Origin of the sequence: Bradyrhizobium sp. 33ap4, from assembly GCF_032654765.1 — a bacterium.
In the GTDB taxonomy this organism is placed as follows: domain Bacteria; phylum Pseudomonadota; class Alphaproteobacteria; order Rhizobiales; family Xanthobacteraceae; genus Bradyrhizobium; species Bradyrhizobium australafricanum.
Genome location: NZ_JAUMTJ010000031.1, coordinates 57,019 through 70,158 on the forward strand (window position 1 = coordinate 57,019; position 13,140 = coordinate 70,158).

Sequence of the window (13,140 nt, forward strand, 5' to 3'; positions counted from 1 at the left end):
CTTACCTGTTCTTAGGCTGCGTGCCGCTAGAAAGGTTCATTCGAGGTTCAACGGAGCGGGAAGGCACACGACGAGATGGAAGACCTTGCGCGGGCCCTGGCCGAATTCGTGCGGCACCACCAGGCCTGGGCCGCTCCGATCGTCATGCTGCTGGCGTTCGCTGAATCGCTCGCCTTCATTTCATTGCTGGTTCCGGCCTGGGGCGCGCTGGTCGCGATCGGCGCCCTGATCGGCGTCAGCGGGATCAGCTTCTGGCCGATCTGGATCGCGGGCGGCGTTGGTGCCGCGCTCGGCGACTGGGTCTCCTACTGGTTCGGCTATCGCTACAAGGAGCAGGTCGCGCAGATGTGGCCCCTGTCGCGCTACCCGGAGATCCTGCCGCGGGGCGAGGCCTTCGTGAAGAGCTGGGGCGTGCCCAGCATCTTCATCGGCCGCTTCTTCGGTCCACTGCGCGCCTCGGTGCCGCTTGCGGCCGGCATTTTCGAGATGTCGTACTGGCAATTCCAGATCGCCAATTTCGTCTCCGCGCTGGTCTGGTCGGCGGCACTGCTGCTGTTCGGCGACGTCATTGCCCATGCCATCGAGTGGGTGTGGCGGGTGGTGTAGCAAGCTCCGGAATAAGGCCGACCTGCAGGGGTTAGGCGGGAGGGTAACCGCTCGCGCTGTCGGCATCGCGCGAGTATCGAAACGCTGATACAACCGCGCCCACCGGGCGCGAATTCATCGGGCGCAGTTTCACTGGGAAGGACAGCACATGGAATTGACACGACGTCATGCTCTCGCCGGCGCTGCCGGCATCGCCGCCGCACCGTTGCTATCAACCGTTCCTGCGGGCGCTGTGGCGCCGGTTGCCGACAAGCAGGCGCCGAGCTTCTATCGTTACAAGGTCGGCGACATCCTCGTCACCGTGGTGTCCGACGGCAAGAACGTCTTCAAGCTGGAAGACTCCTTCATCTCCAATGCAAAGCGGGATGACGTCAACGCGGCGCTTGAGAAGGCGTTCATGCCGCGCGACATGATGACGATCTGGTTCGCACCGCTGGTGCTCAACACCGGCGGCAAGCTGGTGGTGATCGACACCGGCAATGGCGCGCTGGCGAAGGCCAGCACGAAGGGCGCCAATGGCCTGTTCGCCGACAATTTCGTCGCCGCCGGCTTCGATCCCAAGAATGTCGACATGGTCGTGATCTCGCACTTCCACGGCGACCACGTGAACGGCCTCTTGACCGCCGAAGGCACGCCGGCATTCCCGAATGCCGAGGTGCTGGTGCCGGCGACCGAGTGGAAGTTCTGGATGGACGACGGCGAGATGAGCCGGGCACCGGCCGGCCGCATGCAGGGCCTGTTCAAGAACAACCGCAATATCTTCGAAGCCGGCCTGAAGAAGAAGGTCACGCCGTACGAGTGGGGCAAGGAGATCGCGCCGGGCCTGACCTCGGTCGAGACCGTCGGCCACACGCCGGGCCACACCTCCTACGTGCTGGCCTCGGGCCCGGACAAGGTCTTCATCCAGTCCGATGTCACCAACAATCCGAACCTGTTCGCGACCAACCCCGGCTGGCATGCGTTCTTCGACCAGGACGGCGACGTGGCGGAGAAGACCCGCCGGCGCATCTACGACATGGTGGTTGCCGAGCGGCTCCAGGTGCAGGGCTTCCACTATCCGTTCCCGGGCCTCGGCCATGTGGTGAAGGACGGCAGCGGCTATCGCGTCGTGCCGGCACCGTGGAATCCGGCGATTTAAGGTGTCATTCCGGGGCGATGCGTAAGCATCGAACCCGGAATCTCGCGCCGCAACCTCTGGATTCCCCGATGCGCAATTGCGCATCTGTGGTTCGCGCGCAAGGCGCGCGCGCCGGAATGACGAAAGCAAATCTTGACGTCAAGGGGGCGCGGCCTTATAGCCGCGCCCATGATTAACGCCGCGACCATCATCATTGCCCGCCGCCGCCGCATTATCGCGGTATGGGCGGTCGCTCGCGTTTAAGACCATCGCCTCTGCCGCCGGACCCGATCCCGCGGCGCTCTCCTGAAAAAGACACGCGGTTCGATCTGGCGGCTCCTTCGTCATGCAGGAGCTTTGACCATGTATACGCCACCGCCCTTCAAGCCTGACCGTGCCGCGAGCCTTGCCTTCGCGGAAGCGCGTGGTTTCGGCATGGCCTGCGCGTGGGACGGCGGCAAGCCGATCGCCTCCGCGCTCCCGTTCTACTTGACTTACGCCGCCGACGGGACGCCGCGGGCGCTGTTTCATGTTGCCCGTCACAATCCGCTGGTAAAGCTGGCGGGCGGGTCACCTTGGCTGCTGGCCGTTACCGGCGCCGACGCCTATGTTTCGCCGGACTGGTACGTGTCACCCGATCAGGTGCCGACTTGGCTCTATCAGGCGGTGCATCTGACCGGGCCGGTGCGGACGTTGTCGGATGACGAGCTTGCCGTTCAGATCGACGCGCTGAGCGCCAAGTTCGAGGACCGGCTGCTGCCGAAAAAGCCGTGGGTGTCGGGCAAGATGACCGCCGCGAGGCTGGAAACCATGAAGAAGGCCATCGTGGGTCTCGAGATGATGGTGGAAGAGGTGGAGGGCAGCTTCAAGCTGAACCAGCACAAGTCTGAAACCGATTTCGCGGCGGTCGGCAACACGCTCGCTTTGCAGGCCGAAGCCGGTGCCCAAGACATCGCGGCCTTGATGCGCGAGGTGCGCCCGCAGGCTTTCGCGCTGATACAGACCGAGATGACTACGCTTCCGAGGAGCGAGCAATGACGAAGAAGAAAATCGGAATTTTGGGCGCGTCCGGCTACACCGGCGCCGACGCGGTGCGCCTGTTGGCGCGGCACCCGAATGCCGAAATCACCGCGCTTACCGCTAACACCCATGCCGGCAAGACGATGAGCGAGGTGTTTCCTCACTTCTTCATGCTCGACCTGCCAAAACTCGTGGAATGGGAAAAGGTCGACTGGACGCGGCTCGATGCCGTGTTCTGCGGACTGCCGCACGGGACGACGCAAGAGATCATCGCCGCGGTGCTGAAAGCCAATCCCAGAATCAAGATCCTCGATATGTCCGCGGATTTCCGGCTGCGCAACAAAGACAGCTACGCGCAATGGTACGGGCATGAGCACCGGGCGCTCGAATTGCAGGACGAGGCGGTCTATGGGCTGACCGAACTCTACCGGGAGGAGGTCACGGCCGCGCGGCTGGTAGCCTGTCCCGGCTGCTATCCGACGGCGGTGCTGCTGGCGCTTGTTCCGCTGGCGAAGGCAAAGCTGATTGACGTCGACGACATCATCATCGACGCAAAGTCGGGCGTCACCGGCGCCGGACGCGGACTGAAGCAGAACACGCTGTTCAGCGAGGCCGGCGAAGGGTTGTCGCCCTATTCGATCGGAAGCCATCGACACTCGGCGGAGATTGAGCAGGAGATTGGCGCGGCCGCTGGCTCGGCTGTGACGGTGAACTTCACCCCGCATCTCATTCCGATGGCGCGGGGCGAGTTCTGCACATCCTATGTCAAGCTCAACGGGGCTACGCCGGACGATTTGCGCGCCGAGCTGGAAAGGGCCTACGCCAACGAGCCGTTCGTATATGTGACGAAGAAGGGTGTGCTGCCACAGACGCAGAACGTGCGTGGTTCGAATTATGTTCAGATCGGCGTCGTCGCCGACCGGATCAAGAACCGCGCCATCGTGCTCTCGACGCTCGATAATCTTGTGAAGGGTTCGGCCGGACAGGCGATCCAGAACATGAACCTGATGTTCGGCTTGCCCGAAACCACCGGACTGGAGCAGATCGCGCTGTTTCCATGAGCGGGGGTTGTTGTCGCTGGCGAGGGGCGCTCAATCTAAGGATAACTGCTCATCCCCGTTGGCGGCGCAGGCGCGGCCAGATGTGTTAAACGAAACGAACGAGCTCGAAAGGAACGTGCCATGACCCTCACCGACACCAACCAACCGAAAACCAGGAGCGGTGCGACCAAGGCCACTGTGTTCGTCGATGGCGGCTCAGGCACCACCGGCCTCGGTATCCAGGAACGGCTGCACGCGATCGGCGACGTCGCGGTGAAGCACATCGCCGAGGACAAGCGGAAGGACGCCGGCGCAAAGCGCGCGCTGATGGAGGAGGTGGATCTCGTGATCCTCTGCCTGCCTGACGAGGCCGCCAAGGAGACCGTGGCGTTGATCGACACGATGGGCAATGCCGCGCCGAAAGTGCTCGACGCCTCGACGGCCTATCGCGTTGCGCCCGACTGGGCCTACGGTTTCCCCGAGCTCGCGCCCGACCAGGCCGACAAGATCCGTAACGCGAAGAAGGTCTCCAATCCGGGTTGCTATCCGACCGGTGCGATCGCGCTGCTGCGGCCGATCGTCGATGCCGGCGTGCTGCCGGCGGATTATCCCGTCACCGTCAACGCGGTGAGCGGCTATTCGGGCGGCGGCAAGTCGATGATCGCCAGCTTCGAGGACGGCTCGGCGCCGGCCTTCGAACTCTACGGCCTCGGCTTCGAGCACAAGCACGTTCCGGAGATGCAGCTCTATTCGCACCTGACGCGAAGGCCGATCTTCATCCCGTCGGTCGGCAACTACCGGCAGGGCATGCTGGTCTCGGTGCCGCTGCAACTCGACGCGCTGCCGGGCAAGCCTGATGGTACCGATCTGCAAGCGGCTCTGGCGAAATGGTACGCCGGCAGCAAATATGTCTCGGTGATGCCGCTGCAGAACGAGGCCGCCAAGGGCGGGCGGCTCGAGCCGGAGGCGCTCAACGAGACCAACCAGCTCGAGCTCTACGTCTTCGCCAGCGACAAGCACCGCCAGGCGGTGCTGGTCGCGCGGCTCGACAATCTGGGCAAGGGCGCCTCGGGTGCCGCGGTCCAGAACATGCGGCTGATGCTCGGGCTGGCCGACAGCTGACGGCGACGCGGATCGTGGACGACGCCACGCTGCAGTTCTATCGGCGCAATGCCGAGGCCTATGCCGGGTGGGCGAAAGCCCCGTCCACCCGGCTGATCGGCTTTCTGAAGCTGCTGCCGCCGGGCGGCGCGATCCTCGAACTCGGCTGCGGCGCCGGCAATCATGCCGCCGTCATGCTCGCCGAAGGCTTTGTGCTGCGTGCGACCGACGGGTCGCCCGAGATGGCCGAGGTCGCGGCGCGCCGCATCAAACATCCCGTCGAGGCGATGCTGTTCGATGAGCTCGAGGACCGCGAAGCCTATGACGGCGTCTGGGCCAGCGCCTGCCTGCTGCACGTGCCGCGCGACGAATTGGCCGGCATCATCGGCCGCATCCATCGGGCGCTGAAACCCGGTGGCGTTTTCTACGCGAGCTACAAAATCGGCCATGGCGATGGCCGCGACAGCATCGGCCGCTACTACAATTATCCCGCGGCGGACTGGCTCGCTGCGACCTACGCCGCGTCAGGGGCGTGGACGCAAGTCTCGTCCGACACCAGCGAGATCAAGAGCTTTGACGAGGCGCCCGCGACGATGCTGCACATCGTGGTGCGCAAGGGCGGCTAGTTGATGCCGCGCCGGCGCGGCTGTCGCCGCAACCGGCGGGAAGTCGGAGCTCAGACGACTTTGAAGATCGCGAGCGCCAGCACCGCCTGGGCGAGGAAGCCGACCGTAAAGGCCAGGGTGCGGAACACCGGCAGGCCGAGCGTGTACACGATCAGGTGGGCGAGGCGGGCCCAGAAATAGACGGCGCAGGCGAGCACGGTCCATTTGGTGGAATAGTCGGCCGCGTTGAGGATCAGGACCAGCGGCGCGAAGATCACGAGGTTCTCGACCGCGTTGTCATGGGCGAACATCAGCCGGTTGGCCCATTCCGCGTGCGGCTTGTCGTTGCGCGAGGGGTTGCCCATGGCGGCGGAGAGGCCGCGCACCTGGCAGCGGTTGATGATGTAGGGGATCCACAACAGCCCGGTCAGGATCACCGTCAGTGACAGCCAGAACAGTTCGCGCGTCATCGTCTCCCCCTCACGTGAATTCGATTCCCGACCGTCGGGACCGTCTGTTTATAGCTGAGCGGGAGACTTGGCGCTACGCGCGGACGCGGACATAGCTGCCCGGGGCGTCCTCGAGCACCTGCGTGCCGTTGGAGCCGACCATGCGCGCCGGGACCGTCTCCGGATCATGGCTTTCCAGCCAGCCGCGCCAGTCGGGCCACCACGAGCCCTTGTGCTCCTCGGCTCCCTTCAGCCAGTCGGCGAGCTTCATGTCCTTGATGTTGTCGTTGGTCCAGTACTGGTACTTGTTCGACGCGGGCGGATTGACCACACCGGCGATATGGCCGGAGCCGGACAGCACATATCTCACCGGGCCGCCGAAGAACTGCGAACCGTAGAGCACCGATTCCGCCGGCGCGATGTGATCCTCGCGGGCGGCGAGGTTGTAGACCGGCACCTTCACCTTCGACAGATCGAGCAGCGTGTTGTCCAGCACCATGGTGCCGGTCGACAGCCGGTTCTCCAGATAGCAGTTGCGCAGGTAGTAGGAGTGGTTCGACGACGGCATCCGCGTCGCATCCGAATTCCAGTGCAGCAGGTCGAACGAGGACGGCGTCTGGCCTTTCAGATAATTGTTCACGACATACGACCAGATCAGGTCGTTCGAGCGCAGCATGTTGAAGGCCATCGCCATCTTGCTGCCCTCGAGCACGCCGGATTCCTGCATGTCGCGTTCGAGCGCCGAGATCTGGTCCTCGTCGACGAACACCAGGAGATCGCCGGCATGGGTGAAGTCGACCTGCGCGGCAAAGAACGTCGCCGACGTCACGCGCTGGCGGCGCTTCTCGGCGAGATAGGCGAGCGTCGAGGCGAGCAGGGTGCCGCCGACGCAATAGCCGGCGGTATGCACCTTCATCTCGCCGGTGACCTTCTCGATGACGTCCATCGCCGTCAGCGGGCCTTCGGTCATGTAGTCGGCCCAGGTCTTCTTGCCGAGCTCCTTGTCCGGATTGACCCAGGAGATCACGAACACCGTGATGCCCTGGTCGACGCACCATTTGATGTAGGATTTCTCGGGGCGCAGATCGAGGATGTAGAACTTGTTGATCCAGGGCGGCACGATCAGCAGCGGCGTGCGCAGCACGTTCTCGGTCGCCGGCGAATACTGGATCAGCTGCATCAGCTCGTTCTGGAAGATCACCTTGCCCGGCGTCGTCGCCATGTTGACGCCGACCTCGAGATTGCTCGAGTCGGACTGGCGGATCCGCAGCGTGCCGTGGCCGGCCTCGATATCCTCGGCCAGCATCTTCATGCCGCGCACCAGATTGTCGCCATTGGTCTCGACGGTGGCGCGCAGCACCTCCGGATTGGTCAGCACGAAATTCGACGGCGCCAGCGCGTTGGTGATCTGCTGGACGTAGAATTCGGCCTTCTTGCGCGTGTGAGGATCGATCCCGTCGGCGTCATGGACCAGCTGCTGCGCCCATTTCGAGGTCAGCAAATAGAGCTGCAGGATGAAGTCGAAGAACTGGTTCGACTTCCATTCCGGATCTTGGAAGCGCTTGTCGCGCGGGGCCGGGGCGATCGCCGGCTTGGCATCGGCCTCGCCGGCCATGCGGCGCACCGCCGAGCCCCAGAGATCGAGATAGTCCTTGCCGAGCTGCATCTGCAGCGACGAGGCGCGCTCCTTGTCGGACAGCCAGTATTCGGCGATCACGCTGAAGGTCTTGATGACCTCACCGAGCTCATTCGGCGGCTTGTCGCGGACTTCTCCGGTCTGGCGCGGCTTGAGATAGGCTGCCAGCGCCTGGCCGCTGCTCTCCATCGCCCGCGCGATGTTCATGGCGAAGGCTTCGGCGTTGAATTTCGGGGTGGCCTGGGTGTCGGTACTAACGTTGCTCATCTGAGGTACAATATCGCGTCGTTTGGAGGGCGTCATCGCGCGGTGCGGCAACGCAAATCAGTCAAAATCCAGCATTTCGCTCTGTTGCGGTGCGAGAAAAAATCTTTGTTCCGTCATATTGAAGCCTCAGGGGTCGCTTTTGGTGTTCCCGCTTTAAGCGTTTCGGGCGACAATGGTTTGAAACGCTAAAGTCGAAATTAACGCAGCGGGGACGCTGCAAGGCTCGTACCAGTGCGACCCGTGTCGGCAACGTGCGACGTGCGCGCTAGCTTGTTGGGGACAATTCGGCGCATGCCGATCGATCGAATGAACAGGGGGCTCGCGGCCGCAGTGCTGCTCGCGTCGTTGGTGGCGCTGAGCGGGTGCTCGAGCACGATCGCCGATATGACGATGCCGGCCGATGCGCCGGCGCGCGAGAAGGACGCCGGCGGCTACCTGCCGGTCCATGATCTTCCGCCCGACCGCGCCGATCCGACGATCAAGCCGGCGGACCAGGCCAAGATCGAGCAGGAGCTGATTGCCGCGCGCGCGCGCCAGGCCTCGACGGCTGCCCAAAGCGGGAAGTAGCGCCCGACAAACGGCCGATCAGCGCTGGCGCCGCCCGGTGTCCGTGCTAAAAGAAACCCAGTTCAACCGCAGATCCGGCCGCAGCCCCCAGATCGTGCGCCTGAATTCGCTCTAAGTCATTGATTCAGTGCGATTTCTGTCAGAGGCCGAGCCGGCTTCCGCAAACTACGCCAAGGGGGTCGATTCTGGCATCGCGGTTGTCGGAGCAAGGATCCCATGGAAGATTTTTACCGCATTCGCCGTCTGCCGCCTTATGTCTTTGAGAAGGTCAACCAGGCCAAGGCGGCCGCGCGCAACGCCGGGGCCGACATCATCGACATGGGTATGGGGAACCCGGACCTGCCGACCCCGCCGCATGTGATCGAGAAGCTCAAGGAGACGCTGGGCAAGCCGCGGACCGACCGCTACTCGGCCTCGCGCGGCATCAACGGCCTGCGCAAGGCCCAGGCCGCCTATTATGCGCGCCGCTTCGGCGTCAAGCTCAACCCCGACACCCAGGTGGTTGCGACGCTCGGCTCGAAGGAGGGGTTTGCCAACGTCGCGCAGGCGATCACGGCGCCCGGCGACGTCGTGCTGTGCCCCAATCCGAGCTACCCGATCCATGCCTTCGGCTTCCTGATGGCGGGCGGCGTGATCCGCTCGGTGCCCTCGGAGCCGACGCCGCAGTTCTTCGAGGCGGTCGAGCGGGCGATCATCCATTCGATCCCGAAGCCGATTGCGCTGATCGTCTGCTATCCGTCGAACCCGACCGCCTATGTCGCGGACCTCGACTTCTACAGGGACCTCGTCGCGTTCGCGAAGAAGCACGACATCTTCATCCTGTCCGATCTCGCCTACGCCGAGGTTTATTTCGACGAGAACAATCCGCCGCCGTCGGTGCTGCAGGTGCCCGGCGCGATCGACGTCACCGTCGAGTTCACCTCGATGTCGAAGACATTCTCGATGGCCGGCTGGCGCATGGGCTTCGCGGTCGGCAATGAGCGGATCATCGCGGCGCTGGCGCGGGTCAAATCCTATCTCGATTATGGCGCGTTCACGCCGGTCCAGGTGGCGGCGACCGCGGCGCTGAACGGTCCCGACGACTGTATCCGCGAGATGCGCGACACCTACCGCAAGCGCCGCGATGCGCTGGTCGAGTCATTCGGCCGCGCGGGCTGGGACATTCCGCCGCCGCAAGCCTCGATGTTCGCCTGGGCGCCGCTGCCCAAGGCGTTCGAGGCGGTCGGCAGCATGCAGTTCGCGACCCTGATGGTGGAGAAATCCGGTGTCGTGGTGTCGCCGGGCGTTGCGTTCGGCGAGCATGGCGAGGGCTATGTCCGCATCGCGATGGTGGAGAACGAGCAGCGCATCCGGCAGGCCGCGCGCGGTGTGCGCCGCTTCCTTGAAAGCGGCATCGAAACGTTGCACAACGTCGTTCCTCTCGCCAACCGACGCTAATCCTTCCAGGTTGCTTAATCTCCAGGTCCCTTAAATCCATGGTCGCACCCCTGAACGTGGGCATAGCGGGGCTCGGCACCGTCGGTGCCGATGTCGTCCGCCTCATCGAAACGCAAGGACGGGCGCTGGCCGAGCGCAGCGGCCGCGGCGTTCGCGTCGTCGCAGTCACGGCGCGCTCGAAAGCCAAGAAGCGTGGCCTCGACCTGCGCGGCATCGCCTGGGCGAAGAGCCCCGAGGCGCTCGCCGAGGATCCCGATATCGACTGCTTCGTCGAATTGATGGGCGGCGCCGGAGATCCCGCGCTGTCCGCGATCGAGACCGCGCTGAAGGCCGGCAAGTCGGTCGTCACCGCCAACAAGGCGCTGATCGCCAAGCATGGACTGCGTCTCGCCGCGGCTGCCGAAAAGCACGGCGGCGCGCTGAATTTCGAGGCGGCGGTCGGTGCGGCGATCCCGGTCATCAAGACGCTGCGCGAGGGCCTCGCGGGCACCAGCGTCAACCGCGTCTACGGCATCCTCAACGGCACCTGCAATTACATCCTGACCCGGATGGAGCAGGAGGGCCTGTCGTTCGAGGAGTGTCTCAAGGACGCCCAGCGTCTCGGCTATGCCGAAGCCAACCCGTCGTTCGACGTCGATGGTCACGACACCGCGCAGAAGCTCGCGATCCTGGCCAGCCTCGCCTTCGGAACCAAGGTTGCGGAAAGCGCGGTTTACGTCGAAGGCATCTCCTCGATCACGCCGGAAGACCTCAAGGCCGCCGCGGAACTCGGTTACCGGGTCAAGCTGCTCGGCGTCGCGGTGCGCACGGCAAAGGGCATTGAGCAGCGCGTGCACCCGACCATGGTGCCGAAATCATCGTCGATCGCGCAGGTGATGGGCGTCACCAATGCGGTCGCGATCGACGGCGAGGGGATTCCGCCGATCACGCTGGTGGGACCCGGCGCCGGCGGCGGCGCGACGGCCTCCGCCGTGGTCGCCGACATCGCCGACGTCGCCCGCGGCATCCGCGCCAAGCCGTTCGGCCGTCCGGTGGAGCGGTTGCGCGAGACCACCAAGGCGCCGATGGAACGCCATGAGGGTGGCTATTATATCCGCCTGATGGCGCGTGATCTTGCAGGCACTGCCGCAACAATCGCCACCCGGCTGGCGGAACAGAAGATATCTCTGGAATCCATCGTGCAACGGCACCCGGATGGCGTCGATGTGAACGGTGCGGCCAAAAAACCTTCACCGGTCCCGGTCATTCTGATTACCTATGCGACCAGCGAGGATGCCGTGCATCGTGCGCTGGCCGCAGTGCAGCGCGATAAGGTCATCAGCGGCCGGCCGCAGGTGATCCGGATCGAGAAAAACTAGCGCATGGCCTGAACGGGTCGGGCGTGAGACGATTGATGCGGGCAGGCTGGCCTGTCCCAGAGGCTTAAGGAGTACGCCGATGTCGACCCATATTTCCGTTCCGCCGCAGATGCTGCTCGAGCGCATCCTGACGCTCGAAATCGTGCGCGTGACGGAGCGCGCTGCGGTGTCGGCCGCGCGGCTGCGTGGCCACGGCCAGGAGAAGGCCGCCGACAAGGCCGCGGTCGACGCGATGCGGCGCGAGCTCAACAAGCTGCCGATCGAGGGGACGGTCGTAATCGGCGAGGGTGAGCGCGACGAGGCGCCGATGCTGTTCATCGGCGAGAAGGTCGGCCTCAATGCCGGCCCCAAGGTCGACATCGCGGTCGACCCGCTCGAGGGCACCACGTTGTGCGCCAAGAACATGCCGGGCTCGATCGCCACCATGGCGATGGCCGATGGCGGCACGCTGCTGCACGCGCCCGACGTCTACATGCAGAAGATCGCGATCGGCCCGGGCTACGCCAAGAATGTGATCGAACTCGACGCGCCGCCGGCCGACAATGTCCGCCGGCTCGCCAAGGCCAAGGGCGTCGACCCGACCGCCATCAACGTGCTGGTGCTCGATCGTCCGCGCCATGCCGACATCATCAACAGCGTGCGTTCGACCGGCGCTGCCGTGCAGCTGATCACCGACGGCGACGTCGCCGGCGTCATTCACTGCGCCAAGCCTGATGAGACCGGCGTCGACATGTATATCGGCACCGGCGGTGCGCCCGAGGGCGTGCTCGCGGCGGTCGCGCTGCGCTGCATTGGCGGCCAGATGCAGTGCCGCCTGATCCTCGACACCGAGGAGAAGCGCGAGCGCGCGCACAAGATGGGCGTCACCGATCCGAAGATGATCTACGGCATCGAGGACATGGCCAAGGGCGACTGCCTGTTCGCCGCTACCGGCGTCACCACCGGCTCGCTGCTGACCGGCGTGAAGTTCAAGAAGGACGTGATCGAGACCGAGACGGTCGTGATGCGCTCGGTCACCGGCACCGTGCGCTACATCAAGGCCGAACATCGGCAGCTTGAGAAATTCCACCTGGATTGAGGACGAGCCTACAACAACCGTCATTCCGGGGCGCGCGAAGCGCGAACCCGGAATCTCGAGGTTCCGGGTTCGATGCTTCGCATCGCCCCGGAACGACGGACCAAAAACAACAACAAGGGAGACGCGCATGTCCGATCTGTCCGGGGTCAAGGCGCTGGTGTTCGACGTGTTCGGGACCGTGGTCGACTGGCGCACCAGCCTGATCAACGACTTCACCAGATGGGGCGAGACGCGCGGTATCAAGGCCGATTGGACGGCGCTGGTCGACGGCTGGCGCGCGGTCTATGCGGCCTCGATGGACGAGGTGCGCAAGAACCCGCAGAACGGCTACGTCATCCTCGACGTATTGCACCGCCGCTCGCTGGAAAAACTCGTCGCGCAATTCGACATCAAGGGGCTGAGTGAGGCCGATTTGCAGCATCTGACGCTGGGCTGGCATCGCCTGCACGGGTGGCCCGACAGCGTCGCCGGCCTGACCCGGCTGAAGACCAAATACATCATCTCGCCGCTCTCCAACGGCAACGTCGCGCTGCTCACCAACATGGCGAAGTTCGCAGGCCTGCCCTGGGACCTCGTGATGTCGGCCGAACTGTTCGAGCACTACAAGCCCGATCCGGAAACCTATCTCGGCGCCGCGAAGCTGCTCTGTCTGCCGCCGGAGCAGGTGATGATGGTCGCCGCCCACAATTACGACCTGAAGCACGCGCAGAAGCTCGGCCTGAAGACCGCCTTCGTGGCGCGTCCGACCGAATACGGTCCGCTGCAGAAGTACGATTTCGAGGCCACCGGCGAGTGGGACATCGTGGCCAAGGATTTCGGGGAAATCGCCAGCCGAATGGGCTGCTAGAACTGGTCCACA

The 13,140-nt window shown here is 64.4% G+C and carries 13 protein-coding genes; 11 read left to right on the forward strand and 2 right to left on the reverse strand.

Going from position 1 to position 13,140, the window contains the following annotated elements; all coding sequences use genetic code 11:
* Positions 1–75 precede the first annotated feature (75 nt).
* From Q2M23_RS23640 to Q2M23_RS23665, 6 genes are all read left to right on the forward strand, one after another.
* Positions 76–606, forward strand: coding sequence for a DedA family protein (locus tag Q2M23_RS23640; RefSeq protein ID WP_028332199.1), 531 nt, complete (start codon positions 76–78; stop codon positions 604–606).
* 148 nt (positions 607–754) lie between these two features.
* The gene (locus Q2M23_RS23645) at positions 755–1,744 is read left to right on the forward strand and encodes an MBL fold metallo-hydrolase (RefSeq protein WP_253590339.1); all 990 of its coding nucleotides are present in this window, start codon (positions 755–757) and stop codon (positions 1,742–1,744) included.
* 342 nt (positions 1,745–2,086) lie between these two features.
* On the forward strand, positions 2,087–2,761 hold the full coding sequence (locus Q2M23_RS23650) for an FMN-binding negative transcriptional regulator (RefSeq protein ID WP_057018592.1): 675 nt from the start codon (positions 2,087–2,089) through the stop codon (positions 2,759–2,761).
* The gene (argC, locus tag Q2M23_RS23655) at positions 2,758–3,804 is read left to right on the forward strand and encodes an N-acetyl-gamma-glutamyl-phosphate reductase (protein ID WP_057018591.1); all 1,047 of its coding nucleotides are present in this window, start codon (positions 2,758–2,760) and stop codon (positions 3,802–3,804) included. The genes Q2M23_RS23650 and argC (Q2M23_RS23655) overlap by 4 nt, the downstream gene beginning before the upstream one ends.
* 120 nt (positions 3,805–3,924) lie before the next feature.
* The gene (gene argC / locus Q2M23_RS23660; RefSeq protein ID WP_316397212.1) at positions 3,925–4,905 is read left to right on the forward strand and encodes an N-acetyl-gamma-glutamyl-phosphate reductase; all 981 of its coding nucleotides are present in this window, start codon (positions 3,925–3,927) and stop codon (positions 4,903–4,905) included.
* A 14-nt stretch (positions 4,906–4,919) separates the two neighbouring features.
* Positions 4,920–5,510 (forward strand): class I SAM-dependent methyltransferase, encoded by a 591-nt coding sequence (locus tag Q2M23_RS23665; RefSeq protein ID WP_316397213.1) that lies wholly within the window; start codon positions 4,920–4,922, stop codon positions 5,508–5,510.
* A 50-nt stretch (positions 5,511–5,560) separates the two neighbouring features.
* Here the strand turns inward: Q2M23_RS23665 and Q2M23_RS23670 are convergent, their stop codons facing one another.
* Both Q2M23_RS23670 and Q2M23_RS23675 read right to left on the reverse strand, forming a co-directional pair.
* The gene (locus Q2M23_RS23670; RefSeq protein ID WP_316397214.1) at positions 5,561–5,959 is read right to left on the reverse strand and encodes an MAPEG family protein; all 399 of its coding nucleotides are present in this window, start codon (positions 5,957–5,959) and stop codon (positions 5,561–5,563) included.
* Between the two features lie 73 nt (positions 5,960–6,032).
* The gene (locus Q2M23_RS23675; RefSeq protein WP_229189456.1) at positions 6,033–7,841 is read right to left on the reverse strand and encodes a PHA/PHB synthase family protein; all 1,809 of its coding nucleotides are present in this window, start codon (positions 7,839–7,841) and stop codon (positions 6,033–6,035) included.
* Between the two features lie 291 nt (positions 7,842–8,132).
* Between Q2M23_RS23675 and Q2M23_RS23680 the strand changes: the two genes are divergently transcribed.
* The 5 genes from Q2M23_RS23680 to Q2M23_RS23700 all read left to right on the forward strand — a co-directional run bounded on the left by Q2M23_RS23680 (position 8,133) and on the right by Q2M23_RS23700 (position 13,128).
* Positions 8,133–8,408, forward strand: a complete 276-nt coding sequence (locus tag Q2M23_RS23680; protein ID WP_016842954.1) for a hypothetical protein — start codon at positions 8,133–8,135, stop codon at positions 8,406–8,408.
* A 216-nt stretch (positions 8,409–8,624) separates the two neighbouring features.
* Entirely contained in the window at positions 8,625–9,845 is a 1,221-nt protein-coding gene (locus tag Q2M23_RS23685; protein ID WP_092083451.1) for an LL-diaminopimelate aminotransferase, read from the forward strand.
* Positions 9,846–9,883: 38 nt separating this feature from the next.
* A complete protein-coding gene (locus Q2M23_RS23690; RefSeq protein ID WP_076828689.1) occupies positions 9,884–11,203 on the forward strand; it encodes a homoserine dehydrogenase in 1,320 nt (439 codons plus the stop codon).
* A 79-nt stretch (positions 11,204–11,282) separates the two neighbouring features.
* Positions 11,283–12,281, forward strand: coding sequence for a class II fructose-bisphosphatase (gene glpX, locus Q2M23_RS23695; RefSeq protein WP_050420275.1), 999 nt, complete (start codon positions 11,283–11,285; stop codon positions 12,279–12,281).
* A gap of 127 nt (positions 12,282–12,408) precedes the next feature.
* The gene (locus tag Q2M23_RS23700) at positions 12,409–13,128 is read left to right on the forward strand and encodes a haloacid dehalogenase type II (protein WP_057018584.1); all 720 of its coding nucleotides are present in this window, start codon (positions 12,409–12,411) and stop codon (positions 13,126–13,128) included.
* The last annotated feature ends 12 nt before the right edge of the window (positions 13,129–13,140 follow it).